At 53.6% G+C, this 25,222-nt stretch carries 19 protein-coding genes and 1 pseudogene; 11 read left to right on the forward strand and 9 right to left on the reverse strand.

Annotated elements, in window-relative coordinates; genetic code table 11:
* Nucleotides 1-44 precede the first annotated feature (44 nt).
* The 3 genes from treY to AC6I8N_RS21050 form a co-directional block, all read right to left on the reverse strand.
* Nucleotides 45-2,462, reverse strand: a complete 2,418-nt coding sequence (treY, locus tag AC6I8N_RS21040) for a malto-oligosyltrehalose synthase (RefSeq protein WP_497831045.1) — start codon at nucleotides 2,460-2,462, stop codon at nucleotides 45-47.
* On the reverse strand, nucleotides 2,459-4,240 hold the full coding sequence (gene treZ, locus AC6I8N_RS21045) for a malto-oligosyltrehalose trehalohydrolase (RefSeq protein WP_497831046.1): 1,782 nt from the start codon (nucleotides 4,238-4,240) through the stop codon (nucleotides 2,459-2,461). The genes treY and treZ overlap by 4 nt, the downstream gene beginning before the upstream one ends.
* Nucleotides 4,241-4,468: 228 nt before the next feature.
* The gene (locus AC6I8N_RS21050) at nucleotides 4,469-5,554 is read right to left on the reverse strand and encodes an ABC transporter substrate-binding protein (RefSeq protein WP_497831047.1); all 1,086 of its coding nucleotides are present in this window, start codon (nucleotides 5,552-5,554) and stop codon (nucleotides 4,469-4,471) included.
* A gap of 353 nt (nucleotides 5,555-5,907) precedes the next feature.
* Between AC6I8N_RS21050 and AC6I8N_RS21055 the strand changes: the two genes are divergently transcribed.
* Entirely contained in the window at nucleotides 5,908-6,798 is an 891-nt protein-coding gene (locus tag AC6I8N_RS21055; RefSeq protein ID WP_208725834.1) for a MurR/RpiR family transcriptional regulator, read from the forward strand.
* 5 nt (nucleotides 6,799-6,803) lie between these two features.
* Here AC6I8N_RS21055 and AC6I8N_RS21060 read toward each other — a convergent pair whose 3' ends face one another.
* Nucleotides 6,804-7,712, reverse strand: coding sequence for a DMT family transporter (locus AC6I8N_RS21060; protein WP_497831048.1), 909 nt, complete (start codon nucleotides 7,710-7,712; stop codon nucleotides 6,804-6,806).
* 165 nt (nucleotides 7,713-7,877) lie between these two features.
* Here AC6I8N_RS21060 and AC6I8N_RS21065 point away from each other — a divergent pair, with 165 nt between their 5' ends.
* Together AC6I8N_RS21065 and AC6I8N_RS21070 are read left to right on the forward strand one after the other, a co-directional pair.
* Nucleotides 7,878-8,477 carry a TetR/AcrR family transcriptional regulator gene (locus tag AC6I8N_RS21065; RefSeq protein WP_415174637.1) on the forward strand — a complete coding sequence of 200 codons (600 nt, stop codon included), beginning with the start codon at nucleotides 7,878-7,880 and terminating at the stop codon, nucleotides 8,475-8,477.
* 52 nt (nucleotides 8,478-8,529) lie between these two features.
* On the forward strand, nucleotides 8,530-9,435 hold the full coding sequence (locus AC6I8N_RS21070) for an alpha/beta fold hydrolase (RefSeq protein ID WP_208725828.1): 906 nt from the start codon (nucleotides 8,530-8,532) through the stop codon (nucleotides 9,433-9,435).
* A gap of 23 nt (nucleotides 9,436-9,458) precedes the next feature.
* Here the strand turns inward: AC6I8N_RS21070 and AC6I8N_RS21075 are convergent, their stop codons facing one another.
* On the reverse strand, nucleotides 9,459-9,884 hold the full coding sequence (locus tag AC6I8N_RS21075; RefSeq protein ID WP_497831049.1) for a VOC family protein: 426 nt from the start codon (nucleotides 9,882-9,884) through the stop codon (nucleotides 9,459-9,461).
* 133 nt (nucleotides 9,885-10,017) lie between these two features.
* Between AC6I8N_RS21075 and AC6I8N_RS21080 the strand changes: the two genes are divergently transcribed.
* The 4 genes from AC6I8N_RS21080 (at nucleotide 10,018) to AC6I8N_RS21095 (ending at nucleotide 14,130) form a co-directional block, all read left to right on the forward strand.
* Nucleotides 10,018-10,881, forward strand: coding sequence for a LysR family transcriptional regulator (locus AC6I8N_RS21080; protein ID WP_497831050.1), 864 nt, complete (start codon nucleotides 10,018-10,020; stop codon nucleotides 10,879-10,881).
* A 243-nt stretch (nucleotides 10,882-11,124) separates the two neighbouring features.
* Entirely contained in the window at nucleotides 11,125-12,537 is a 1,413-nt protein-coding gene (locus AC6I8N_RS21085) for a pyridoxal-dependent decarboxylase (protein ID WP_497831051.1), read from the forward strand.
* 47 nt (nucleotides 12,538-12,584) lie between these two features.
* A complete protein-coding gene (locus tag AC6I8N_RS21090; protein WP_497831052.1) occupies nucleotides 12,585-13,190 on the forward strand; it encodes a GNAT family N-acetyltransferase in 606 nt (201 codons plus the stop codon).
* A gap of 211 nt (nucleotides 13,191-13,401) precedes the next feature.
* Complete coding sequence (locus tag AC6I8N_RS21095) at nucleotides 13,402-14,130, forward strand: helix-turn-helix transcriptional regulator (RefSeq protein WP_497831053.1); 729 nt, start codon at nucleotides 13,402-13,404, stop codon at nucleotides 14,128-14,130.
* Between the two features lie 54 nt (nucleotides 14,131-14,184).
* Here the strand turns inward: AC6I8N_RS21095 and AC6I8N_RS21100 are convergent.
* Nucleotides 14,185-16,375, reverse strand: a pseudogene (locus AC6I8N_RS21100) (TonB-dependent siderophore receptor).
* A 655-nt stretch (nucleotides 16,376-17,030) separates the two neighbouring features.
* Between AC6I8N_RS21100 and AC6I8N_RS21105 the strand changes: the two are divergent.
* From AC6I8N_RS21105 to AC6I8N_RS21120, 4 genes are read left to right on the forward strand one after another with little or no spacing between them, the layout of a single operon-like run.
* Entirely contained in the window at nucleotides 17,031-17,909 is an 879-nt protein-coding gene (locus AC6I8N_RS21105) for an ABC transporter substrate-binding protein (protein ID WP_497831160.1), read from the forward strand.
* The gene (locus AC6I8N_RS21110) at nucleotides 17,906-18,829 is read left to right on the forward strand and encodes an amino acid ABC transporter permease (RefSeq protein ID WP_497831054.1); all 924 of its coding nucleotides are present in this window, start codon (nucleotides 17,906-17,908) and stop codon (nucleotides 18,827-18,829) included. The genes AC6I8N_RS21105 and AC6I8N_RS21110 overlap by 4 nt, the downstream gene beginning before the upstream one ends.
* Complete coding sequence (locus AC6I8N_RS21115; RefSeq protein WP_208725816.1) at nucleotides 18,822-19,583, forward strand: amino acid ABC transporter ATP-binding protein; 762 nt, start codon at nucleotides 18,822-18,824, stop codon at nucleotides 19,581-19,583. Before AC6I8N_RS21110 ends, AC6I8N_RS21115 begins: the two co-directional genes overlap by 8 nt.
* 32 nt (nucleotides 19,584-19,615) lie before the next feature.
* Nucleotides 19,616-21,904, forward strand: a complete 2,289-nt coding sequence (locus tag AC6I8N_RS21120; protein ID WP_497831161.1) for a molybdopterin-dependent oxidoreductase — start codon at nucleotides 19,616-19,618, stop codon at nucleotides 21,902-21,904.
* Between the two features lie 89 nt (nucleotides 21,905-21,993).
* Here AC6I8N_RS21120 and AC6I8N_RS21125 read toward each other — a convergent pair whose 3' ends face one another.
* From AC6I8N_RS21125 to AC6I8N_RS21135, 3 genes are read right to left on the reverse strand one after another with little or no spacing between them, the layout of a single operon-like run.
* Nucleotides 21,994-23,313 (reverse strand): MmgE/PrpD family protein, encoded by a 1,320-nt coding sequence (locus AC6I8N_RS21125; protein ID WP_497831055.1) that lies wholly within the window; start codon nucleotides 23,311-23,313, stop codon nucleotides 21,994-21,996.
* Nucleotides 23,310-24,464 carry an amidohydrolase gene (locus AC6I8N_RS21130; RefSeq protein WP_497831056.1) on the reverse strand — a complete coding sequence of 385 codons (1,155 nt, stop codon included), beginning with the start codon at nucleotides 24,462-24,464 and terminating at the stop codon, nucleotides 23,310-23,312. The genes AC6I8N_RS21125 and AC6I8N_RS21130 overlap by 4 nt, the downstream gene beginning before the upstream one ends.
* Nucleotides 24,461-25,006, reverse strand: coding sequence for a GNAT family N-acetyltransferase (locus AC6I8N_RS21135; protein WP_497831057.1), 546 nt, complete (start codon nucleotides 25,004-25,006; stop codon nucleotides 24,461-24,463). Before AC6I8N_RS21135 ends, AC6I8N_RS21130 begins: the two co-directional genes overlap by 4 nt.
* Between the last annotated feature and the right edge of the window lie 216 nt (nucleotides 25,007-25,222).

Below are 25,222 nucleotides of genomic sequence, written 5' to 3' on the forward strand. Positions count from 1 at the left end.
CTACGAGTCGTATGAATCCGGTAGCGGTGCGATTTATCGCGCAGTTAATGTGAGCTGTTAAATAAAACCAGGTAAGGCTCAGCGCTGATCAACGTATCGCCCACGTCAAGTTCGCCGCCTTGCAGCACGTCACGGTAGCGGCGTGCAGTCAGCGATGCGGGCAGATCAATCGGTGCCCGCGGCAGCGGATGCGGCAACTGCCCCTGAAACGCCGTGAACGGCAGACGCGGCACCACCACCAACAGCGCTGCGTCTCCGTCGGTGCGCGCAAAGGCAATCACATCCTCGCGTGAGGTTGCCAGCGGCAGATAAGCACCGGCGTTAAACAACGACGCATGTTGCTGGCGCACAGACAGTAACGCGGCGATCGCCTGTTGTTTTATCTGGCCATTGAGCCAGCTGTAGGGCGGCGACTCAGCCAGCATCTGTTGTAGCCGGGAAAAATCGGGTGGCTGACGGTTGTCGGGATCGACCAGACTAAAATTGAGTGCTTCGCTCCCCTGATAGATATCCGGCACGCCTGGCGCGACCAGCTTGATCAGCGTCTGACTCAGGCTGTTTGCCAGCCCGGCATGAATAAACGGTTGGAGCGTGGTGGTGAAATCCTGCAAAAAGTCCGGGTTGTCGGGCGACAGTAACTGACGGGCGTAGGCCAGCACCGTCTGTTCATAGTGTTGATTGTCCTCCGCCCAGTCGGTGCGCAGTTTCGCTTCGCGCAGGGCTTTTTCGACAAAATCAATAAAACGTTTTTCCAGCGCCTGTAATGCTGGCGTGTCATCGGGTTTCAGTGTTACCGGCCACACCCCTGCCAGCGCCTGATACAGCAGCCACTCCACCGCCGGTTCCGGGGCCGGGCCATCGCGCAACTGCCGGACGAATGGCTGATGCATCTGTCGCCAGCGCGCTACAGCGGCCGCCCAGCGCTCTGGCGCTTCGCTGAGGGCATACAAACGGGCGCGGGCATCTTCGCCGCGCTTGGTATCGTGGGTGGAGGTGCTGGAAAGTCCGGCGGGTTGTTGTTGCTGTCGTGCCTGCATTGCGCGGTGGAAACGGATTGGCGAGAAGTCACCTGCCAGTGGCTCTGCACCCACTTCATTCAACGCCAGCGCCACGCTTTGACGGAAGAAAAGGGTGTCCTCTACCGATTTTGCCATCAGCGGGCCGCTAAGTTGCTGAAAGCGGGTGCGAAACAGCGCGGTGGCGTCATCCGGGGCCGCACCGCGAAAAAGTCGGGTAAGCGGGGTATCCGCCCCGATTTGCGCCACAATTTTTTGCAGCAGCAGGTCATCAGTCGCGGGTAACCCCGCGGCGGTGGCATAGGTGCGATATACCGGAAAGGCCAGCAGCAATTCACGTAGATCGTTCTCCAGTGAGTCAGTGGCGACCAGTTGCTGCGCCAGTGCCAGCAGCCGGGTAAATTCGCCTGCGAAATTGCGATCAACCATCAGCGCTTTCGCCGCCCGTAATTCAGCGTCCATATTCAGTGACTTGCCGGTTACCGCGTTGTAGGCGCGGCGCAGCGCCTGAATGCCAGTGCTGGCGACCAGCGCATCGGCGAGGGCGGCGATAAATTCATAACCGGTGGTGCCAGATACCGGCCAGTCTGCGGCCAGCGCTTCATCGCCTGCCAGAATTTTCTCCACCGTGATATAGCACGCCGGGCCGACCTGCTGACGCAGTCGTGTCAGATAACCTTTGGGGTCGGCCAGACCATCAATATGATCGATACGTAACCCGTTGACCGCACCGCTGTGCACCAGTTCGAGAATCAGCTGATGGGTTGCGTCAAATACTTCCGGGTCTTCGACCCGCACGCCGACCAGCCCGGTGATTTCGAAAAAACGCCGATACGAAAGATCGCGCGGTGCATCGGTCCAGCTCATCAGCCGATAGGGCTGACGTTCGTGCAGCGCTGCAAGGTCCACCTTGTCCTGAAGATTTAGCCCCTGCCAGCTATCCAGTGTCAGTGGGTAAACATTGTCGTAATACGCGAAAGCGGGCAGACCGGTGAGGGGATCGGCTTTGACGCTGATTTCTCCCTTTTCCAACGCTTCAGAAAAAGGTGTGCCGAGAAACGGCAGCGTCAGCGGGCGCGACCAGTCAATATCAAAGAAGTGCGCGTAGCGGCTGTGCTCGCCGTGCGCGATGACATCGCGCCACCACGGATTTTCCAGCGAAGCCGCCATATGATTGGGCACGATATCGATGATCAGCCCCAGACCGGCGTTTTGCAGTGCCTGCACCAGGCGATCAAAACCCGCCCGTCCACCTAATGCCGGGTCAATTTGCGTGGCCCGCGTAACATCATATCCGTGGGTGGAATGGGTGGTTGCGGTGAAAATGGGGGAGGCATAGAGATGGCTCACGCCCAACTTTTTCAGATAAGGCACCAGCCTGGCGGCACGATCAAACGTCATGCCGTCACGAAACTGAATGCGGTAAGTTGCGGTTGGAATGGTCATGGTTGATCCTCCAGCGCCAGCCGTACGATCACCGAATTGGGTGGCAACGAAGCGGTCACCTGAGTCGAGCTAAACAGGGTAGTACCGGGCAACGCTGGCAGCGGATGTGCTTGCTCGCCGATATTCAGCGCCAGCGACAGGGTCCCTGCGGGAAAATGCCAACTGACTGCAACCAAACCCGGCGCGATGGCGATAACCCGGCCCTTGGGCGTGTGATTCAGTAATGGCACGATATGTTGCTGACGCAACGCCAGCAGTTGCCGGGTCAACGCCAGCCACGCTTGTCCCTCGCTGCCGCTGGTTTTCGACCAGTCGAGCTTCGACCTCTCAAAGGTGTTGCGGGCATTTGGATCCGGCACGCTGTCAGCCTCATGTCCGGCATGGCCGGTAAACTCGCGGGCACGCCCCTCGCGTACGGCTTTTGCCAGATCACCGTGGAAATCGGTGAAGAACAGGAAAGGGTGCGTCTCGCCATACTCCTCACCCATAAACAGTAACGGAATATGTGGTGCGAGCAGCAGGGTAGCAAACAGCGCCTGAGTGCGAGCCTTTCCGGCGAGGGTAAGCAGCCTGTCACCCTGGGCGCGATTGCCGACCTGGTCGTGGTTTTGAATAAAATCGACAAAAGCCACCGGCGGTTGCCCGGAACTGTCTACTCCGCGTGGCTTGCCGCTGTGGGGCGAGACTTCGCCCTGATAAGCAAAGCCCTGCGTCAGGATGCGGGCCAGCAGTTTTTCCGGCTGGTCGGCAAAATCGGTGTAGTACGCATGGGTTTCACCGGTGGCGAGGACATGAATCGCGTTATGGAAGTCATCATTCCACTCGCCGGTAAACAGTGGCGCGCTGCCGTCCGGGTCGCGTGGATGCAGAAAAATAACGTTGCGACTGTCTTCGGTGGTGAGATGAATCTGCCGGTCACTGATTTCCTGACGAATACGCTCGGCGATTTCCAGCAATACGTGTTGCCCGGATGGGTCTTTGATCTGGTCGATGGCGTCAAAGCGCAGGCCATCAAAGCGGAATTCTGTCAGCCAGTACAATGGCGCTTCGACAATGTAGTGACGTGCCGGCGCGACATCATAGGCGATTGCGGCCCCCCAGGGCGTCATCCGTTGCTGGTGGAAAAAATCCGGTGATAACAGCGGCAGATAATTGCCTTCCGGACCAAAGTGGTTAAGCACGATATCCAGTACCACTGAGATACCCAACCCGTGCGCGGCATCCACCAGCGCCCGCAGCTCATCGGGCGTGCCGTAGGCCGAATGGGGGGCATAGAGCAGCACGCCGTCATAACCCCAGCCACGGTTACCGCCAAACTGCGCAACCGGCAGCAGCTCAATCATGGTGATGCCCAGTTCCGCCAGATGCGGCAGCTTTTCAATCGCCGCCTGAAACGTGCCCTGCGGTGTAAAGGTGCCGATATGCAGCTCGTAGAAAACACTCTCTTCCCAGCGGCGTCCGGTCCAGTCAGGGTGCTGCCAGGGATAGTGGTTGGGATCAATCACCAGCGAGGGGCCATTCACATCGGATTGCTGCGCGCGTGAGGCGGGATCGGGCACCAGCGTGCCATCGGCCAGCAGATACTGATAAGGCGTACCTGGCGTCACATGGCTCTCCTGCCATGTAAACCAGCCGTTGCCACTGGCTTCCATCACATGATCATCGCCCGCCAGACGCAATGTGACGCTGCGCTGGCCGGAGGCCCAGAGGCGAAAGCGCACGCTGCCGTCAGGTGCATACTCAGCACCCCAACTTTTGTTAAAGGTATTGGACTCCATTTTATCGCCTCGCTGGTTCCAGAAGTGAGCTGTCAACGACGTCGCGCAGTTTCTAATACGGTAATGCGAGCTATAAATTTCGGGGTGGTCAGGGATTAGCCTGTGAGAAACAAGCATAGACTACGGTGGCATGTTTTCCGTAACGGCGAGATTTATCACGCATTGTTTTTCGCGCCAGTAAGGTCAAAGGCGCGTGATAAACCGTGCCGCTACGAGAAGGTAGGCATTTTATGGCTGGGGTTGCAGGAAATAGGTGCCGCTATACGGAATCGGCAGATAGTCATGGAAGATTTGCTTCAGGGTTTGCTCTGGCTCGACATCTTTAAACAGATCCGGGTACAGCGTCTTCGCCATAAACTCAGTGGCGGCGATATGCCACGGGCTGAGGTAGAAATTCATCCAAATCACCGCCGCATGACCGTTGCGCAGTGCTTTCAGTTCACGCAGGCCGTTCTGTTTTGCGGTCATGGCGTTAAAGCTGCTTTGCACTGCTTGCGGAGCCACTGCCGGACCTAACTTCAGCGCGCTTTGCGCATCGTTATCCCCTGCACCTGTGGCGATGTAGTATTCCGGTTGCGTGGCGATCACCGTCTCTTCACTCAGACGCCCAAACACGCCCTGCACAGTTTTGCTGGCGATATTGTCGCCTCCGGCCGCGTTCAGCAACTCACCCAGGCTGCCTTTTACGGCGGTGACGCAACATTCATTGCGGCGTCCGAGATGGAGTTGCAGCAGCACCGTGGGTTTTGGCCCCTGATAACTCGCCAGACGTTGCTGAATCACCTGCATATGCGCGCGGTAGAAATCATTGAAGGCGTTGGCTCGTGCCTGCTGGTTCAGTACTTCACCAAAGATCGCGACGCTGCGCGTGGTGTTCTTCAGCAAATGCACGCGCAGGTCGATTTTAACCACCGGAATGTGCGCCGCCTTGAGCATCGCTGCCAGGCGCAAATCGCCGTCATCATAGCGTGCCAGGCTCGGCAGGATCACCACGTCCGGTTTTAATGCCAGCACCTGCTCCGGGTTTATATCATTGATACCACCGGAACCCAGCGTTGGGATCTTCAGCATCTGCGGAAACTGACGCGCAAAGATGTCCCAGGTCTGGCTGTCATACTTTTTCAGGTCCTGCGGCCAGCCGACAATATATTTGAACGGATCACCCGGTTCCAGCATTGCCAGCGTGTACAGCATACGGCTTTCGCCCAGCACGATGCGCTGTGGATTGTCAGGAATGGTGACCTGATTGCCATCAATATCGGTGATGGTTTTTGCCAACGCGTGACTACTCAGCAGCAGTAAAAACAGGGCCATTACCCCACGTAATGGCCGGATGATTAACGCCTTAGAATTCAACGATCGCCTCTCTTTCTCAGCGAATTTGGTGTGATATGATGTAATTGAGAATCATTCAACCATGAGAGAATGTAGTAGTAAATTTAAAAAATACCCGAGTCGCTACAGCGACAATAGCGACATTTTTGAACCGGTCATTTTATCAATAACCTATTGAATAATATCCATTATAAAGATATAAGGCGATGGTTTTCCGTCACATTTCCCTGTAGTTTTTGTTGTGAAATTCCTTTAGTGTCACTACGGATGTGGCCGTGGGGAGTACGCCAGACGGCAACAATCTCATTTAAAACAAACAGATCGGACATAATATGGCGTCAGTAAATAAAATAAAAAATCGTGTCGATGTTCTGGGTGAACGCTATCGCGCGCGGGCTGCTTCGCTTTCGCCACAGCTACAAACCGTGGTGCGCTATATCCATGAAAATCGTGAGGCGGTGGTGGAAGCCACGGCAATGGAGATTGCGGCAGCGACCAACAGTTCAGATGCCACGGTAGTCCGTGCGGTGCAGGCATTAGGTTTTGCCGGATTACGAGATTTAAAAAAAACGCTGGAAGTCTGGTTTGGCCCGGTCATGAATTCCGAAGAAAAAATGGCAACCACCGTCAGTGAGCTTTCCTGCGATATTAACTCCGGGATCGATTTTGTGTTGGATGGACATAAACGCGCCTGTGATGCGTTAGCTGAACCGCATAATCGCCAGGCCATTGCCGCCGCGGTGGCATTATTAATTGAGGCGCGTCAGGTTGGCTTATTTGGCATTAATGCCTCAGGTGTGCTGGCGGATTATAGCCGCCGCTTATTAGTGCGTATTGGTATTCCGGCAGTCTCAATAAATCGCTCCGGTATTGCGTTGGCGGAACAACTTATCGCCTTACAACGTGGTGACGTGTTGATCATGATGGCGCAAAAATCGGCACATCGGGAAGGGATTACCACCATCAAGGAAGCAAAACGTCTGGGGATCCCGATTATTTTGCTGACCAATGCTGCGGATTCTGTTTTCGCCAAAGAAGCGGATGTGGTGATCAATGTGCCACGCGGCGGGGAAGATGGCCGTATGCCGTTGCATAGCGCGGTGCTGGTGTGTCTGGAAATGCTGATTTTGTCGGTGGCGTCGGCCAATGCGACGCGCACCGTCAAAACCATGAAGCGCATTCAGGATCTGAATCGCAGCATGAAACCGACCAGCAAAAAGTAGCTGGGTTATTTTACGCTGGCGACCTGCGGGGCTGGTCGGTCAGCTTTGACCACCAGCCATACCGCACAAACGATCAGCAACGCTCCGGCGGTAAATCCTTGATTTAACGCCTCGCCCAGTACCAGCCAGCCCCAGAAAATGCCGAAGGGTGGGATCAGGAAGGTCACGGTCAGGGTACGCAGTGGGCCGATATCCGCCAGCAAGCGGAAATAAAGAATGTAAGCCAGCGCCGTACAGATAAAGCCCACCGCCAGAATGCAAGCCCAGACTTCCGGGATTTGCCACTGGCTGGCTGCGGTCTGCGGCGCGGTAACGGCAAAGAACGGCAGCAGAAAGCAGGATGCCCCCAGTTGGCTACCAAACGCCACTTTGGTGGCATCCATCCCTCCGCGTGCAGTGATCCAACGTTTGGCGAGAAACCCAGCGATGCCGTAGCAGGTGGTTGCTACCAGACAGGCCAGAATGCCAAGGATTAACGCGCGGGTAAGATGTGCTTCACCGGTGGTACTGATTAGCAGGATACCGGCAAACCCCGCCACCATACCCATCACTTTCTTCAACGTCAGTTTTTCGGCAAAGAAGGCCGCACCCATGATTACGCCCATCAGCGGTGCAGTGGCGTTCAGGATGGCGGAATAGCCAGCGGGCAACACGCGTGCAGCGAGGCAATACATCAGGAATGGCAGCCCGGAGTTGATCACCCCAAGCAGCATTGCCCAGCGCAGTTTGCCGTCGAAACGCAGCGGCATTCTCAGCACAGCCATAATCACCAGCAGGCCGATACTGCCGCACACCACGCGCAGAAACGCGGTATTGACGGCACCTAATGCCGGAACGGCAATGCGCATAAACAAAAAACTGGCTCCCCAGATGGCTGCCAGCAGCAGCAGGCGTAACGTATCCGTTGTTCGCATAAGGTTTTCTTAGATGAAGGATTGGGTAAGGTCGATACTGTAAATTTAAACAGGGCAAGTGGCAAGGTGATTAGAATATGAAATCAGCCGCGAGCTATCGTGCTTCCCCTCAAAACAAAACTGTGGCACCATTTAGGAATCAATCATTTCCTAAATGGTAATAAGATGTCTGTACAGCCCCGTGAACGCGGTCGCCCGCGTCAGTTTGACACCGATGCCGCGCTCGATCGTGCCATGCTGGTATTTCGTGAAAAGGGTTACCACAGCGCGTCAATCAGCGATCTCAGCGCAGCGATGCAACTTACCGCCGGCAGTATCTACAAAGCCTTTACCGACAAACGCGGCCTGTTTTTGCAGGTGTTTGCGCGCTATACCTCGCTACGTAATCAGGCGCTGCGCCAGCGGCTGGCGCAACAACCGGATGGCCGGTCGCGTATTGCTGAAGTGCTGCGTTTTTACCTTGAATCCGCCAGTGATATTGAAGGGCGGCGCGGTTGCCTGGTGGTGGGGAGTGCTATCGAGCTCCAGGTACTGGATGCAGAGCTTGCTGAACTGGTGCGTGCGGCGCTCGAACGCAACCAGCAATCGATGCTGCAATTGCTGGAGCAGGGGCAGCAGGATGGTTCGGTAAATCCACAACTTGACGCTGAAGCCGTGGGAGGCGTGTTGCTCTGTCTGGTGTTGGGGATGCGCGTGGCGGGAAAAATGCAGGATTTACCGGCGCGTGAGCGACTGATAGCCAGCGCCCTGACGCTGCTGGATTAAAATTTTTTACCTGATAAGGAAATAGTCATTTCCTAAATAACTGGAGGTATACGTGTCCGATCATGCTATCGCCCAACCCTGGTCCCAACCGGTGGCGAATTTGCCCGGTTTTGCGCATCACTACGCCACCGTGGAGGGCGTTCGTCTGCACTATGTTAGCGGCGGCAATCCGCAGGGAGAAATTTTACTGCTGCTGGCTGGCTTCCCACAAAGCTGGTACGCCTGGCATCAGGTCATGGCGCAGTTGGCCGATCGGTATTTCATTATCGCGCCGGATTTGCCCGGACAGGGTGACTCTGACAAACCGTCGGCTGGTTACGATACTCAGGCACTGGCGGCTAAGGTTCAGGGGCTGATGCAACAGCTTGGTCATCCGCGCTATTACCTGGCCGCGCATGACGTAGGAGCCTGGGTCGCCTGGCCGTATGCCGTGCGCTACAGCCAGCAAGTTATCAAACTGGCGCTGCTGGACGCGGGCATTCCGGGGATCACGTTGCCCGAGGCGCTTCCAGCCACGCCGGATAAAGCCTGGAAGACCTGGCACTTTGCCTTCCATTTATTGCCGGATTTACCGGAAGCCTTAATCAGTGGGCGCGAGGAGATTTATCTGGAGTGGTTTCTGCGGCGTAAAACCGCCAGCCCGATGGTATTCAGCGACGCTGACATGGCTGAATATGTGCGTTTGCTACGCCAGAATGGCGCGTTGCGCGCCGGACTGGCACCCTATCGGGTAGTGACGCAATCTGCGGAGCAGAATCGGGCGCTGCGTGAGCAGGGCAAACTGACGCTACCGCTGCTGGCAATCAGCGCCGATCAGGGTTCCATCCCCGATATGGCGACACCGTTACGGCAGTTTGCCGACGATGTCACCGGGATCACCATCGCCCAAAGTGGCCATTTCATCCCGGATGAACAACCGCTGGCGCTGGCCGCTGCCCTGGCGCACTTTTTCCGTTAAGCACACGGGCTGACACCAAAAACTTATTTGGCAAACAGCTGGCTCATATCTTTAAACGCCTTGAATTCCAGCGCGTTACCGCACGGGTCGAACAGGAACATCGTAGCCTGTTCGCCGACCTGCCCTTTAAAGCGAACATAGGGTTCGATCACGAATTTGGTGTTGAACCCGCGCAGGCGCTCAGCCAACGCTTCCCACTCATCCCAATGCAGAATAATGCCGAAGTGCGGCACCGGCACATCATGTCCGTCGACCGGGTTGGAATGAACGTTTTCCTGGGAGGCGGTTTTGGGGTGTTCGTGGATCACCAACTGATGACCATAAAAATCAAAATCGACCCACTGGGTGCTGGAACGACCTTCTGCCAGACCAAAAATGGTGCCGTAGAAGGTGCGTGCTGCATCAAGATCGTAAACCGGGATGGCAAGGTGAAAAGGGGAAAGGCTCATAGTGTCTCCAGCATCAAAAAGAGGGGGCGGTGCGCTGCTGGTGCAGCATCTGCTCAAAATCATACGAATGGTTTTGTTTGAATAAAAACAATATATAGTTGGGGTTAATACAAATAATTTTTGAGTGTCATCGATGATTCGGGAACTAAAAACCTTCATGGTGGTGGTGCAGGAGGGCAACTTTGCCGCAGCGGGTGACAAAATTGGTCTGACCCAGGCAGCGGTGAGCGCGCAAATGCTCAGACTGGAAGCCGAGTTAGGTTTTGATCTTTTTGACCGCAGCGGGCGCAGTGCCAGGCTTAATCTGCGCGGTCAACAATTGTTGCCGCAGGTGGATGAGCTGCTGACGCTATACCGCCATCTCGGTGATAAGGCCGAACTGCCCCGTCCGGCAGCTCGCGTCACCCTGGGTGCAATTGCCTCTATTCAGCGTTCGCTGTTGCCCACTGCGTTAACGCGATTTCATAAGCAGTTTCCCGGTTGCCAGACGCGCATCGTACCGGGTTTGTCGCTGGAATTGGTCAACCTGGTGGACGCCGGGGAGCTGGATCTGGCGGCAGTGATCCGCCCGCCGTTTGCGCTGCAAACCGATTTGCACTGGACCACCTTACGTCGCGAACCCTATCGATTGATTGTGCCGTGTCAGGTGACGGGGGAAGAAGCAGCACAATTGCTGGCGACACATCCGTTTATTCGTTATGACCGTACTTCATTTGGTGGCCGCCAGGTGGACCGTTATCTGCGGGAGCGCAGTATCCATGTGCAGGAGCTGTGCGAAGTGGATGAGCTGGAGGCGATTGTAAAACTGGTGGCGAATGGGTTGGGGGTGGCGCTGGTGCCACAAACCCAACCGACTCAGCGCTGGCCGAAGACGGTGCGGGTGGTGGAGATGGGAGCGGAGACGTTTTACCGCGAGGTAGGGCTGGTGCAGCGGGCCGGGCAGGCGAACTCAGAACTGGCGGGGGAATTGGGACGTTTGCTGGTGGAGGCGGGGTAGGGAAATAACTGCTATACCTGAATACATAAATAACGAAATTCACGAAAACTATTATATATTCAGAAATGAATATGTATCATCTGTGAGCCAGATATATTTATTTGGTCTGAGTTGTTACCATTAACGCGACAAATCATTTCGAAATATGGCAGGATAAAAAAGATTTGTTTAAGGATGACAGTCAGCGAGATATTTCAATGGTTGTCTGGGTGATACGTCAGTACGCGTTTATGGAGTATTTTTATGGAGAAATTAATTGACGTAAATAAAGTCATTTCGAGTGAGCTTGGGAGGTGCGGGGATTACAACCCTCATTTGTTAGCCTGTCCTGAAGAACTGGTGCAGCAAAAAGTGATGAAGCGGTTGAGAAATATTTACAGTGAAGTTATCGGCCGTCAGAAATTATCTTTAGGTTATCCACTCAATCAAAACTTCGACTATTCGGCACTGGCACCATTTATCGATGTTCACCTGAATAATCTCGGTGACCCTTACGAAGCCAACTCGACCTTATTGAATACACGCGAGCTGGAACAAGAGGTGCTGGACTACTTTTGCAAGCTCTGGCATGCGCTTCCGCGCTCGCCTTTGACTCAGAATTCCTTTTGGGGCTACGTGTTATCAATGGGGGCCACGGAGGGAAATATGTACGCATTATGGAGTGCTCGTGAATATTTCAGCTCACGGGCGAGAACCAGGGGAATATGTCAGAATACGATGCGTGAACCTGTGCTTTATTATTCTCAGGAAGCACATTATTCACTAGAAAAATGTGCAAATGTTTTGGATATTACCGCTTTTCAGGAAGTGGGTAATAAATACTTTCCGGGACAGTGTCCTGTAACCCCAGATGGTCAATGGCCCAATGGCGTACCGGTGGAACAGGATGGTGCGGTGGATGTGAGAAAATTGTCAGCGTTGGTCGATTTCTTCGTCTCCAGAGGGCATCCACCGATTATTGTTTTGAATGTGGGTACGACATTTCTGGGTGGATTCGATGACGCCGTGCGGGTATGGCAGCAGGTGTCAGGCATTCTGGAACGGCATGGTTGTGATCATTCGGGCTGCTGGATTCATATTGATGGGGCATTGGGGGCTGCGTATCTGCCTTACCTGGAGTTAGCCAGTGAACAGCGGCTAACGTCAGAGAGAGGGCCGCTTTTTGATTTTCGCCTGCCGTTTGTGAATTCGATCGTGATGAGTACCCATAAATGGTTTGGTGCGCCCTTTGCTTCAGGCGTTTACATGAGCAAGGAAAAGTATCGCATGCTTCCGGCGACATTGCCTGAATATGTCGATACACCGGATACCACGCTGGGGGGTACGCGCAATGGTTTGGCCGCATTAATTCTCTGGTACACCATAAATACGGTGACACCCACTATGCAGGCTGCTATCGCAGCACGCTGCGAGAAACTTGCCGCTTATGCTTATAAACAGATGCAATCGGTAAAAGCGATTCATCCTTCATTTTGTGTTGAGCGTGGACCGCAATCGCTGGTAGTGATTTTTAGCCGTCCCAGAGAAGAGATCTTCAATCTATTCCAACTCAGTGGCAGAGGAAAGTTAGCACATATCGTTATTATGCCGCATGTGACACGAGCAGCAATTGATAGTCTTATTACTGAGTTAAAAAATAAGCAAGCGCTGGTCTGAATATAAAATATAATGGAATGATTATTAAATTATTAGGGGAATGAACAATGAAATGTAGACATGCGAAAACTTCCGAACTGGAAAAAGTCTGTGAGTTATTGGCTTCAGAATTTTATCACGACCCAGTACTCAAATTCGCCTTTACTGATGAGAATATGTCGAGACGTCTGGGTACAATGAAAAAATTTTTCCGTATTTATGTGGATCTTGCTCAAAAAAAAGGCGGCATTCTTCTGGCTGAGGACGACGTTGGCGTGCTGGTTTATTTTAATCCGCAGTTGATGGAAATGACTAAAGAAGAAAATGAACGACTCGATAGTTTGCTTAAGCAGGAGTGTGGGGTTGATTACATTACAGCCTCAGCCTTTATGAGCGGGCTTGACCAGTATCATCCTCGAACACCACCGCATTTTTATATTTTCCTTGTCGCAGTTTCACGCGCTAACAGAGGGGGAAGAATTGTAAAAGCATTGTTCAGCAAGCTGAATGTTATTCTGGATAAGGCAAAGCTGCCGTGCTACGCCGAATGTACAGCTTTTAGTACGCGTACTTTAGTCAGGCGTTTTGGTTATCGTGATGCGGGCAAACCTTTGCAAATTGAAGGTTTTCCTGAACTTTTCCCAATCTGGCGTGAACCTAATTCAATAGGTTGAGTTTAAAGTCAATTAGAGGTGCTTTCCTCGAAGTATCTGCTCCACTGCTGGCTCGGTTTGATGCAGGCTACTAAAAACGAACCAGCCTTTTAGTGGGCTGGCTCACATCATGCCGTCTTTTGTGATTTATGTTTGTGCTATATCATTGGATACGATACTATTCTCAACTGCAACACTCGTTGTAATGTAATGAGTTCAGGGGAATAATTGAATGAATAGTAAGTTTTTCTCAGATCCTCAAAAAAATGAAATCGTAAAGAAACATCTGGAAAAACAGCTAAAAAAATATGGTGATATGAATTATGCATTTGCAGTAATGAATAAGCGTAATTCAGATGACATGATTATCATTTCCGATTTGCCAGATTACTTTTCACAGGTTTATCTGGAGAGCAGGCTTCAGAATATAGATCCTGTTATAATAAATGCATTAAACCGTATCTCTCCAATTATTTGGGATGATAGTTTAATGATTAATTCTCGATGGGTTATCGAAAGAATATTTGAATCGGTCACGCCTTATAATATCGTGAGTGGCCATACGTTTATCTTGCATGATCAAAAAAACAATTTGGTTATATTGTCATTGTATGTGAATAAGTACTTAGAAGCAGAAAGGTATGATAATATAACAAAAAATAAAAATGATATTCAGGGGCTTTTAATCGACACCCATGAAATGCTACTTCATCTCTATCGCGAAGAAAATGAGACGCCTACTGTTGAGGGGAATACACTCTCAGCCCGCGAAAACGAAATCCTCTACTGGAGCAGTACCGGGAAAACCTACCCTGAAATCGCACGTATGCTGGATATTACGGTAAGTACGGTCAAGTTTCACATGGGTAAAGTTGTGAAAAAACTTGGTGTGAATAACGCTAAACATGCCATCAGTCTCGCCATTGAACTCAACATCATTTCGCACCCGTCTGGCAAATAACTATCCACTTCAAAACAACCACCCTGTCAATATCCAACAGGGTGGTGGCATTCATCAAAACGACATCGTCACCCCAGCATAATAAGCCCGACCTGGCTCGTTATAGGTGGATGCGCCATCATTCTCACGATAAACCCGCTTATCAAACAGGTTGTTAATACCTGCGTTGGCACGCAGATTTTTGGTGATAGCGTAATTTACGTTCAGACCAAAGATAGAGTAGGGGCTGATTTCACGATTAGAAATGGCACCGGACTCGTTACGAATCTCAGCGTACTGGCGCGGTTTCTGACGACCGTACTGTGTCCAGTTGATATTGGCGTCCAGTTTGTCCGTGACCTGCCAGTCCAACTGCGAGTTGATGGTGAATTCCGGGATCACCGACAATGGGTTACCGGTCTTCTTACTTTCCGAACGGAACATATAGGTAGCGTTGGTACGCCACTCCAGCGTGTCGTCGATCACCGGAATTGTCAGGTTGCCTTCCAGACCTTCAACAATGGCTTTGCCACCGTTTTCCCAGCGCAACACATTGTATCCGTTTGAGGTGTAGCCCACTGCCTCGTCACCCGCGACGATTTTATTTTTATAATCATTGCGGAACCAGGTAATACCGGCGGTGTAACCGTCATTATGGAACTCGATCCCGACTTCTTTATTGACGCTGATTTCAGGATCGAGATTTTCATTACCTAATAAATAGCAGCTTCCGGTAGAGATCCCCACCGGGCAGCCGTTGCCACGGGTCGAGAGCAAATAACCCTCCGTCGATTGATACAGATTCGGTGCTTTAAAGGCGCGAGCGATACCCGCTTTCAGGGTGAAATAATCACCCAGCCCCTGAGAAATATTCAGACTCGGGCTCCAGTTAGCACCAAATTTATTGTGATAATCGAAACGCAGGCCGGGAATCACCTCAGTACTGTCGGTGGCGGCGATGTTATCTTCAAAATAAAGCGAACTAATGGTGGCGCTATTTTTACTGCTGCGTGAGGCTGGGTTACCCGAAACGCCATCAATAATCACACCGGATGCATCGGTCGCGGTCATGGAAGCGGGGTCATTCAATTCATCACGATTCCATTCGGCACCCAATGTCATGGTTTGATCAACCAGCAATTCAACCGGGAAGTTAATCTCACCTCCGGCACGATAACTTTCGAGACGGCTGGTTGCGTAGTCATTGCTGTTGATCATCCCTTCAACGCGACCGGTCGAACCTTCCTGCAGGCGGGTGTTGTTGGTCTTCTCATAATTAAAATTGAGCTTAGACGTACCCCAATCCCAGATGCCGTTGTAAGTTACACCATAACTCTGACGATACATGCGGTTGGTTTCATCACCATAAAGTGACTCGACCAAACCATTCGGGCTGATATTGCCGTTGCTGTATTGCGTATCACCCGCATAAATATTGCCCTGGCGGCTATAGCCATAGCTGAAATCAACAATTTGTAGCGGGGTGATTTTCCAGGAAAACACCGTGTTGATGTCTTTATTGCGCACACCTTCTCGGCCTGCCGCATAGGAACCGTTTTCCGCGGTATTGATGTTGTAAGCGTCGGCGTCCGTTTTATTGATGTTGCCATACAAACGCATGGTCAGCGCATCTCCGGCTAACGGTCCGCTCAGGCTGAAGTTGGCGCGCTTAGTGGCACCTTCTTTATCATCTTCCGGCTGATTGGTGAACAATGACAATGAGCCGTGCCAGTCGTTAGTCGGGCGTTTGGTAATGATATTCACCACGCCACCTGCCGCTCCTGAGCCGTAGCGTGATGCTGCCGGACCACGGATGACTTCAATGCGCTCAACCATTTCGGCGGGCACCCAGTTGGTATCACCGCGTGTATCTCGCTCGCCGCGCCAGCTATACCGTACTGAGTTACGCGAAGTGACAGGGACACCATCAATCATAAAAGGTGTTTTCTGGTCCCATGCCACGAATATCGATCTGACGGTTATTGCCCCGGCTGCCACTGGCGCTGTTACCGGTGAGATTCACGCCGGGCATCTTACGAATAATGTCGGACAAATCGTTAACCGGCGGACTTTTCTGGATGTCTTCCGCAGTGATGGTTGAAACACCCGGCTGTTGCTTCAATTCCTCTTCCGCCGTGACGATCATTGATTCATCGTCAGCCAGTTTTTCGGTTGGCTCCTCATTGGCAGCATAAGCTGACGTACTCAGCAGGCTGGCCAAAAACAGCGCGACAGGTCGCTTTTGGCTACATCTGGTTACATTCACTTAAGATTTCTCCATAATATGTTAACGTTTGTAAGCAAATGCGCATGATAATGAGAATAATTATCATTGTATATATTGAGTAAGGAATCTCCCTGATTTCTCCTTAATTGGTTAACATTCGTTCGATACGCATCAGGGGAGGGGTATTTAATTACAACATACTGAAGGATGGAAAAATTCCCGGCGTTGCTGATAAATATCGCGCTGTTCTGCGTACAATGCGCTGCGAAGAAATTTTATCAGGCACTCACGGTTATTAGGTGATGGACATTTGCCATCGCGCGTTTTGCGATCGCTTAGAAAACATGGCTATGTCTAAGAATAAAAAGAGAGGTGAGTGCTGCATTTGTAGCCCATTGATTCTCTGCCAAAATCCCTGTAATTCCGCTGCTGACCACAACTTCGTGTCTCCTCCGACTCACTGAAAAAGTCTATTGCCAGATTTCGGCAATAGATATCTGTTTTTCGCATTTGTGATCCCTGCATATATTCACAGAAAATGACCACGGGACATTACGAGGATGAATAAACCCGTAAGGCACAAAATAAATGTGGCTTATGAGGTGAACAATACATCGCTACCTCCAATGCCTTTTCCCGCTGGGGAAACATTTTAAATATCAGGAGAAAGGTTCCAGTGAAATTCGCAAAAGGAATGACCCTTTTCGCACTTGCTCTGAGTGCGCACACCACGTTTGCCGCTGAACAATCTGTTCCCACCGACAGCTCAGTCCATGTTAAAGCCGATCCGGCGCTGAAAAGCCTGTTACCTGCGGATATCGTGAAACGTGGCTACATTGTTGCCGGAACCAACCCCAACACGCCACCGACCACCTTCTATAAAGAAGACAACAAAACTCTGGCCGGTCGTGAAATCGACATTATGAATGCGGTAGGTGAGCGCCTCGGTGTCCCGGTGCACTGGCAAGATACCGGTGGCTTCGACAACATCATTCCTGGCCTCAAAACCGGTCGTTATGATGTCGCGCTCTCCAACATCAACGCGACTAAAGCGCGTACTAAGCAGGTAGATTTCGTCAGCTACTACAATGCCAGCCTGCTTGGCATCATCTCGCAGAAAGACGCCAATATCGCCCCTTTCAAATCCTTTGATGCCGTGTGCGGCAAAGAAGTGGGTGCGGGTTCTGGCACCACTCAGGTAACCCGTCTGGAAGAAGCCAGCAAAGCTTGTGAAGCCGCGGGCAAACCGCCAATCAAAGTTTCGGTCTTCCCGGACCGTCCGGCTGGTGTTCAGGCGGTGGTGAGTGGACGCGTGCCGATGTTCCTCGGTCCGTACGAAGGTCTGCTGTGGCAGGTTAAAGTCATCAAACCTTTGACCATGAGTGGTGAGATCAGCGTAACCGACTACCCGGTTTCCGTTGCCTTCCCGAAAGAGTCTGAACTGGAACCGGCTGTCCAGGCGGCCCTGAACTCATTAATCAAAGATGGTAGCTACAAGAAAATCCTCGACAACTGGGGGATTGGATTTGGCGCTGTGACCGAAGCTAAACGCAATGACGAGATCTTTAAATGAGTGATTTACAGGACCACACCGACGATCTGAAAATCGTCGGCAAACGCTACTACGGACGCTGGCTGAGTGCGCTGGTGGTACTGTTGTGCGTCGTGGCGATGGCGCACTCCATGATCAACAACCCGCGTTTTGAATGGGGGGTGATTGCGGAGAACTTCACCGGCCCCTCCATTTTGCAGGGCGTCTTGATGACGCTGCAACTTACGGTGATATCCGTGGTGCTGGGTTTTGCCTTCGGTACGGTATTGGCGTTGATGCGTTTGTCATCCAATCCGGTACTGGTCGCGGTAAGCTGGGCCTATACCTGGTTCTTCCGCGGTGTGCCCATGTTGGTGCAGCTGTTTCTCTGGTACAACATTGCGGCGCTCTATCCCAAAATTTCGCTGTGGATACCGGGACTGGGTGAGATCTGGAGCGCTCAGTCCAACTCGCTGGTTAGCCCGTTCAGTGCGGCAGTGATCGCGCTGGTAATGCATCAATCCGCTTATGCGGCAGAAATTGTTCGCGCGGGCATCCAAAGCGTAGGTAATGGTCAGCTGGAAGCGGCCCGTGCGTTGGGTTATCGTCCGGCGCAGATCTTCCGCCATACCGTCCTACCGCAGGCGATGCGCGCCATTATGCCGCCAGCGGGTAACGAAATTATTGGTCAGTTAAAAACCACGGCGGTGGTTTCAGTCATTTCACTACAGGACGTTCTGTTTTCCGCGCAGATTATTTATCAGCGCACCTATGAAGTGATCCCGCTGCTGCTGGTCGCAACGTTATGGTATCTGCTGATGACCTCGGTCCTGTCGATTGGACAATATTATGTCGAGCGCTATTTTGGTCGCGGCGTGACACGTCGTGAGAAACGCAGCCTGTGGCAGTCACTGCCACGTTTTTCTGCCACCAAGACCGAAAGGAGCGTGAGCAATGGCTGAGGCAATCGCGCTGCGTAAGGTGACCAAACGTTTCTCCGGTGTCACCATCCTGGATGAAGTTAACCTCGATATTCCGGCGGGTTCGGTGACGGTGATCCTGGGTCCCTCCGGTTCCGGGAAATCGACGCTGCTGCGTTGTATCAACCATCTGGAAAAGCTGGATGGCGGTACCATCCGTATCGGCGGCGAAATGGTGGGATACAAGCAGAAAGGTCAGGCACTGCACGAGCTGAGCAGTAGCGCGATTGCGCGTCAGCGTGCGGAAATTGGCATGGTATTTCAGCAGTTTAACCTGTTTCCACATCGTACCGTGTTGCAGAACATCATCGATGCCCCGATGCGCATCAAAAAGCAGAGTCGCCAGCAGGCTACCAGCAAAGCGCTGGCGTTGCTGAAACAGGTGGGCTTGTCGGGCCGTGAAGATGAATGGCCGCAGAATCTATCTGGTGGTCAGCAGCAACGCGTGGCGATTGCCCGTGCGTTAGCGATGGACCCTGGTGTGATGTTGTTTGATGAACCGACATCCGCACTCGACCCCGAACTGGTGGGTGAGGTGTTGCAGGTGATCAAACAGTTGGCGCATTCCGGCATCACTATGGTGATCGTCACGCACGAAATTGGCTTTGCCCGTGAAGTGGCCGACAACATTGTGTTTATGGAAGGTGGCAAAATTGTCGCCGCCGGTCCGACCCAGCAGGTACTCGACGACCCGGAAAACGGGCGCGTGAGAAACTTTATTGCAACGGTGCTTTAAGCACCGTTTTTCTTTTTTAGCCAGGAACAATGATGACGCAGAAACCAGTCATGCACAGCGCACACTGGGGAGCTTTCCATGCTCAACAGCAGGGCGATCAACTCACCATTGAGCCATTCCACCGCGATCCCGATCCCAGCCCGTTGTTACAAAATTTCCGTCACGCCCTCAGCCATCCGGCGCGCGTGGCGCGTCCGATGGTACGTCGTGGCTGGCTGGAAAATGGCCCCGGACCGGATCAACGCCGTGGTAACGATGAGTATGTTGCCGTCAGTTGGGAAGAAGCCTATACCCTGGTGGCAAACGAATTAAAGCGTGTTGGCGAAAACTATGGCCCGGAAGGCATTTTTGGTGGTTCTTACGGCTGGTCGAGCGCGGGGCGTTTCCACCATGCGCAAAGCCAGGTACATCGTTTTCTCAATACCACCCTGGGTGGCTATGTACGCTCGGTTAACAGCTACAGCTCCGGCTCGGCGTCCGTGCTGTTGCCACATATCGTGGGCGATATGAACGAGATTGCCCGCCGCGGCGTAAGCTGGGAAGAGATTGCCCAACACAGCGACGTGGTGCTGGCGTTTGGCGGTCTGGCGCTGAAAAATTCACAGGTAGCCAGTGGTGGCCTGAGCGAACACACCGAACGTGGCTTTATGCAGCAGGCGGCACAACGCGGCACACGCTTTATCTCCGTCAGCCCATTAAAAAGTGATTTACCGGATGAAGCTCAGGGTGAGTGGCTGGCGCTACATCCTGGTACTGACGCGGCGTTTATCCTTGGCGTGCTTTCGGTACTGATTGCGGAAGGCTTGACCGATGAAGCCTTCCTCGCCCGCTACACCGTCGGCTGGCCGCAGATGGTGGCGTATATTCGCGGCGAAGAGGATGGCACGGTACGAGATACGCATTGGGCGGCGGCGATTTGCGGTGTTGATGCGGCGTTTATCGCCCAATTTGCCCGTCAGTTACAGGGTAAACGTGTGTTGGTAACGGTGGCGCACGCCTTGCAACGTGCCGAACATGGCGAACAGCCGGTGTGGTTGGGTTTGGTGCTGGCGGCGGCATTAGGGCAACCCGGCTTGCCCGGCGGCGGATACACTTACGCCCTCGGCGCACTCGGTCACTATGGTAAGCATCATAACCTGGTCAGCTTCCCGGCGTTGCCGCAGGGTAAAAATGGTATCGACCGCCTGATCCCGGTGGCGCGCATCGCCGATATGCTGCTCAACCCCGGCACGCAGTTTGATTACAATGGCCGTCGCCTGACCTATCCCCATATCCGCCTCGCTTACTGGGCGGGCGGCAATCCGTTCCACCACCATCAGGATCTGGCGCGCTTACGCCAGGCGTTTTGTCAGCTGGATACGTTGATTGTCCATGAAATTGCCTGGACGGCCAGCGCCAGACACGCCGACATTGTGTTGCCTGCCACCATGACGCTGGAGCGCGAAGATATTGGTGGAGCACCGACCGATCGCCATCTCTTCGCCATGCAACCCGTGGCGCAACCTTATGCTGAGGCGAAAGATGATTACGCGATTTTCAGTGAACTGGCACGCAGGCTGGGCCGGGAAGAGGCGTTTACCGAAGGACGCGATACGCGCGGTTGGTTGCAACATCATTACCAGCAGTTGCAGGAAAAGCTTGCGGCGCATCAGGTCACGGTCCCAACCTTTGAGCAGTTCTGGCAACAGGGCGTTGTGGAGTTGCCGCAATTGAAGGACGGCGGGCGCATGATCAACGCATTCCGCGCCGACCCGGACGCGGCACCGCTGCCGACGCCGAGCGGAAAAATCGAAATCTACTCGGCCACCATCGCCAGTTTTGATTATGAAAACTGCCCCGGACACCCGGTATGGCGCGAACCACAGCAACAACCGAACGATGAACATCCGTTCTGGCTGATCGCCAATCAACCCGCCACGCGTCTGCATAGCCAGTTGGATTTTGGTGATTACAGTCTGAGCGGGAAACGTGATGGCCGGGAAGTATGCAGCCTGAATCCGCAGGATGCGTTGCGGTTAGCCATCAATGATGGCGACATTATCGAGTTATACAACCAGCGGGGACATGTGCTGGCCAGCGCGCGCGTCACCGATACCATCATGTCGGGCGTGGTCCAGCTACCGACGGGAGCCTGGTACGATCCGGTTGATCCCACTGCTGCGCGGCCGTTGTGTCGTCATGGGAATCCCAACGTGCTGACGCTGGATATTGGCACCTCGTCATTAACTCAGGGCTGTAGCGGGCAAATTACCGTGGTGCAGGTCAGGAAGTATGCCGGGGAACTCACGCCGGTACAGGCATTTATTCCGCCGTATTGCTAATGCATCCGTAACGGCGCGCGATAAATCGCGTCGGATATTTTGATCACGTAGCGGCGCGATTTATCGCGCTGTTACTTGATGACAGGCATCTATCCCCGCAACACGTCTGCCAACGCCTGCAAATCTGCTGACGTCTTTAACTCACAGCTTTGCCACAACAAAGCCTGGCGTTCTGCCGTTTCCTGCCTCAGCGCCAGACGCAGTTTGCCCGCCACATCCACCGCATCGGCCAGCGATTCCTGCCGGGTACGACGTTGACGCAGTTGCGTTCCATTGTTTAGTGACAATGTCACTTCATGAAAGCGCAGCGCCGGGTTAATTGCATCCGGTGGGGCGGATTCATCTGGCGTACGCCGTACTTTTGCCGCCAGCGGCATCACGTTATGGTTGAGGTCGCCTTCGGCAAAATCCTCCAGACGCAGGTCGTCATACATCAACATTGCGGCGATAACATATTCGAGGCTGAAGCGTGCCTCGATGCCGTTGGTTGGCACTTGTATCGACGCCGCAATATCGCCACCCGGCGGGAACGCGACGCTAATATCGACGATGTTATCCAGCAATGCCTCCAGCGGTTGCCCGCTTGCCAGCCACTCCTGCCTTAATAAGCGCGCAGCCTCGGCGGCACTGTGAGTCCCGGCGCAGGTCGGGAAAGGTTTGAACTCCAGCCCTGGGGTGATGATACGCCAGGGAGTGCCCCAGTTTTCTGACAGCTTTTCCGGCTGTGCCTGACCGTTGCTGCTGGCCGCGAGGAAAGCCTCAAGCACGCCATCCTGTTTGCCATCGATTCCGGCCAGCGTCAGCTGCGCCGCTGCAACAGCCCGTTCCGCCGCAAATCCGGCGTGCAACGGTTTAATGGCAGAACCAAATTGCGCCCGTAAGCCGCTCGCCTGGGTGGCGGCGATGCCCAACAGGGTCGCGGTTGCGGCGACATCCAGCCGCAGAAAACGGGCCAGCGCGGCAGCCGCAGCGAGGGTGCCAAGCGTGGCGGTGTTGTGATATCCCAGCGCGTAATGTTGCTGACTTGCCGCCAGACCGAGCCGTCCGGCTACTTCCACGCCGATGGCGTAGGCATCGAGGAACTGCTCAGGCGTGGCTTGTGGCTGGTGCTGATGCCAGGCAAACAACGCCGGCAGGATCACCACGCTGGGATGGCCACGAAAATCAGCATGGAAATCATCGTAATCCAGCGCATGGCTGGCATAGCCCAGTAACAACGCCTGGGAACGGATGCTGCCATCGCCGTAAACGGTGCGCAGCGCCGGTAAGCCGCTGTCCGGTACCTGGCCGCGTAGCACCGGCCAGCTCACCGCGAGGAAATCACGTATGCCTTCGCGCGCTTTGGTCTGCGCCAGGTAATCGGGTTGGCTGTTAACAATACGTTCTGCCAATGCGCGGGTCAGGGTCATGGCTGTGGCTCCAGGCTGAGCAATGCGGCCACGGCCAGATTTGCCAGGTAACGCGACGTCGGCAGCAACACCTGATCGTTGATGCGAAATGCCGGATGATGCAGCGCATAAGGCTCACCGGTGCCAATCATCATAAAGGCGCCGGGTAATTGCTGCTGATAGAAGGCAAAGTCTTCGCCAATCGGGCTGGCTTCCACTACACGGGCTTCAAAACCGCTGGCGCTGGCCTGCTGTAACGCAAAATCGGCCCAGTACGCATCGTTGACCACCGACGGCGGCCCCGCATGCCAGTTAAATTTCACCACTACGCCAAAGGCGGCACCGATTCCCTGCACGATTTCGCGAAAACGCTGCTCCAGCCGTTCACGGGTGGTTTGCGAAAATGAACGCACCGTGCCTTCCAGCCAGGCGCTGTCGGGAATCACATTCCAGGTGCTGCCACTGTGAACCTGGGTAATCGACACCACGGCATTATCTGCTGACGGGGCGTTACGGCTGATCAGGGTTTGCGCCGCCGCGATAATCTGCCCGGCGACGATGATCGGATCGTTACCTTCATGCGGTTTGGCAGCATGGCTGCCGGTGCCGGTAATGGTGATATCAAAACGGTCCACGGCGGCGGTAAGAGGTCCGGCTTTGCTGCCGATGACGCCGGGCGGCAGCGAAGGATCGTTATGGATGCCGAAAATGGCCACGGCATCCTGCAATGCGCCAGTGGCAATCACATCCGGGGCACCCTGGCCCGTCTCTTCCGCCGCCTGGAACAAGATACGCACGCGGCCGGGAAGGGTGGCTTCCTGCTTTTTAAGCAAAATTGCTGCGCCCAGCGCGGCTGAGCTATGGAAATCATGACCGCAGGCATGCATGACGCCCGGTCGTTCGGAACGGAAACTGACGTCAGATTGTTCTTCAATCGGCAGGGCATCGATATCGGATCGCAGCACTATCAACGGCCCCTGTTGCGGGCCGACTTCAGCCACCAGGCCGGTTTTCAGCGGCAAATCGAGAATGCGAATCTGATGGTGTTCCAGTTGCTGGCGCAGACGCGCGGTGGTTTCGAATTCCTGGTTAGACAGTTCTGGAAAACGGTGCAATTCCTGGCGGAAAGCGACGAGATAGTCACCCAGCGCGGATTCATCAATGGTACTCATGCCTTGTTCCCTTGTTGTGCTGCCTGGCGCGTCAGCCAGGCATCATGTGCGCTTTCATCCAGCACTTTCTTCATATAGAGCGTGATATGGCCTTTACCCAGGTCGGTGGTATGCATCGGCTGGAAGCCACGCTTCAGGTACATTTCCTTTAACCACGGATGGCTGATGGCGGTCCCCAGCGACACCGCTGGCGCACGCAACTGACCAATGATGATCTCCTGCTCCAGCCTGTCCTGAATCTTGCGACCATATTGCTGACCGGGATAGTTGGGATGTGCGCCAAACCAGCCAATATGCGGCAAGCCAAACGGACCGGGTAGCGGTCCCCACGGATAGCGGATGGTAATGGAAGAAACCATTTCACCATCAGCATATAACCCATACACCCCGTGGCTTTGCAGATGACGCAGCGTTTTTTCAAGATCGGCGCTGGCGGCATCGAATTTTATTCCCAGTGCTTTGGTGGACGCGTAAGCGGCATGCATCAGCGCCTGGTAAGTTTCAACTTCGTCTTCTCTGACCTGGCGAAAATCGAGTTGCATAGTATTCCCCGGAAAAACCGCCCTGTTGGCGTTTAAGGCGGCGTGATTTATCGCGCTGGTCTGCGATTCGCGCGATAAATCACGCCGCTACGAATTTATGGCAACGCGCATGATAATTAAGGCACGCGTGAAGGGTAATGAGATTAACAGCAAAGGCTATGCGCGCTATATCTAAAAAATAACTAAGCTAATGCATATTTGTGAAAATGAAATCAC

This window comes from Pantoea sp. X-Soil-TKNS-1279 (assembly GCF_059730565.1).

Excerpts from the sequence above, each read along its gene's own strand:
- treY (WP_497831045.1), bottom strand. The coding sequence starts at position 2,462 with ATGACCATTCCAACCGCAACTTACCGCATTCAGTTTCGTGACGGCATG.
- treZ (WP_497831046.1), bottom strand. The coding sequence starts at position 4,240 with ATGGAGTCCAATACCTTTAACAAAAGTTGGGGTGCTGAGTATGCACCT.
- AC6I8N_RS21050 (WP_497831047.1), bottom strand. The coding sequence starts at position 5,554 with ATGGCCCTGTTTTTACTGCTGCTGAGTAGTCACGCGTTGGCAAAAACC.
- AC6I8N_RS21055 (WP_208725834.1), top strand. The coding sequence starts at position 5,908 with ATGGCGTCAGTAAATAAAATAAAAAATCGTGTCGATGTTCTGGGTGAA.
- AC6I8N_RS21060 (WP_497831048.1), bottom strand. The coding sequence starts at position 7,712 with ATGCGAACAACGGATACGTTACGCCTGCTGCTGCTGGCAGCCATCTGG.
- AC6I8N_RS21065 (WP_415174637.1), top strand. The coding sequence starts at position 7,878 with ATGTCTGTACAGCCCCGTGAACGCGGTCGCCCGCGTCAGTTTGACACC.
- AC6I8N_RS21075 (WP_497831049.1), bottom strand. The coding sequence starts at position 9,884 with ATGAGCCTTTCCCCTTTTCACCTTGCCATCCCGGTTTACGATCTTGAT.
- AC6I8N_RS21080 (WP_497831050.1), top strand. The coding sequence starts at position 10,018 with ATGATTCGGGAACTAAAAACCTTCATGGTGGTGGTGCAGGAGGGCAAC.
- AC6I8N_RS21085 (WP_497831051.1), top strand. The coding sequence starts at position 11,125 with ATGGAGAAATTAATTGACGTAAATAAAGTCATTTCGAGTGAGCTTGGG.
- AC6I8N_RS21090 (WP_497831052.1), top strand. The coding sequence starts at position 12,585 with ATGAAATGTAGACATGCGAAAACTTCCGAACTGGAAAAAGTCTGTGAG.
- AC6I8N_RS21095 (WP_497831053.1), top strand. The coding sequence starts at position 13,402 with ATGAATAGTAAGTTTTTCTCAGATCCTCAAAAAAATGAAATCGTAAAG.
- AC6I8N_RS21105 (WP_497831160.1), top strand. The coding sequence starts at position 17,031 with ATGACCCTTTTCGCACTTGCTCTGAGTGCGCACACCACGTTTGCCGCT.
- AC6I8N_RS21110 (WP_497831054.1), top strand. The coding sequence starts at position 17,906 with ATGAGTGATTTACAGGACCACACCGACGATCTGAAAATCGTCGGCAAA.
- AC6I8N_RS21115 (WP_208725816.1), top strand. The coding sequence starts at position 18,822 with ATGGCTGAGGCAATCGCGCTGCGTAAGGTGACCAAACGTTTCTCCGGT.
- AC6I8N_RS21120 (WP_497831161.1), top strand. The coding sequence starts at position 19,616 with ATGACGCAGAAACCAGTCATGCACAGCGCACACTGGGGAGCTTTCCAT.
- AC6I8N_RS21125 (WP_497831055.1), bottom strand. The coding sequence starts at position 23,313 with ATGACCCTGACCCGCGCATTGGCAGAACGTATTGTTAACAGCCAACCC.
- AC6I8N_RS21130 (WP_497831056.1), bottom strand. The coding sequence starts at position 24,464 with ATGAGTACCATTGATGAATCCGCGCTGGGTGACTATCTCGTCGCTTTC.
- AC6I8N_RS21135 (WP_497831057.1), bottom strand. The coding sequence starts at position 25,006 with ATGCAACTCGATTTTCGCCAGGTCAGAGAAGACGAAGTTGAAACTTAC.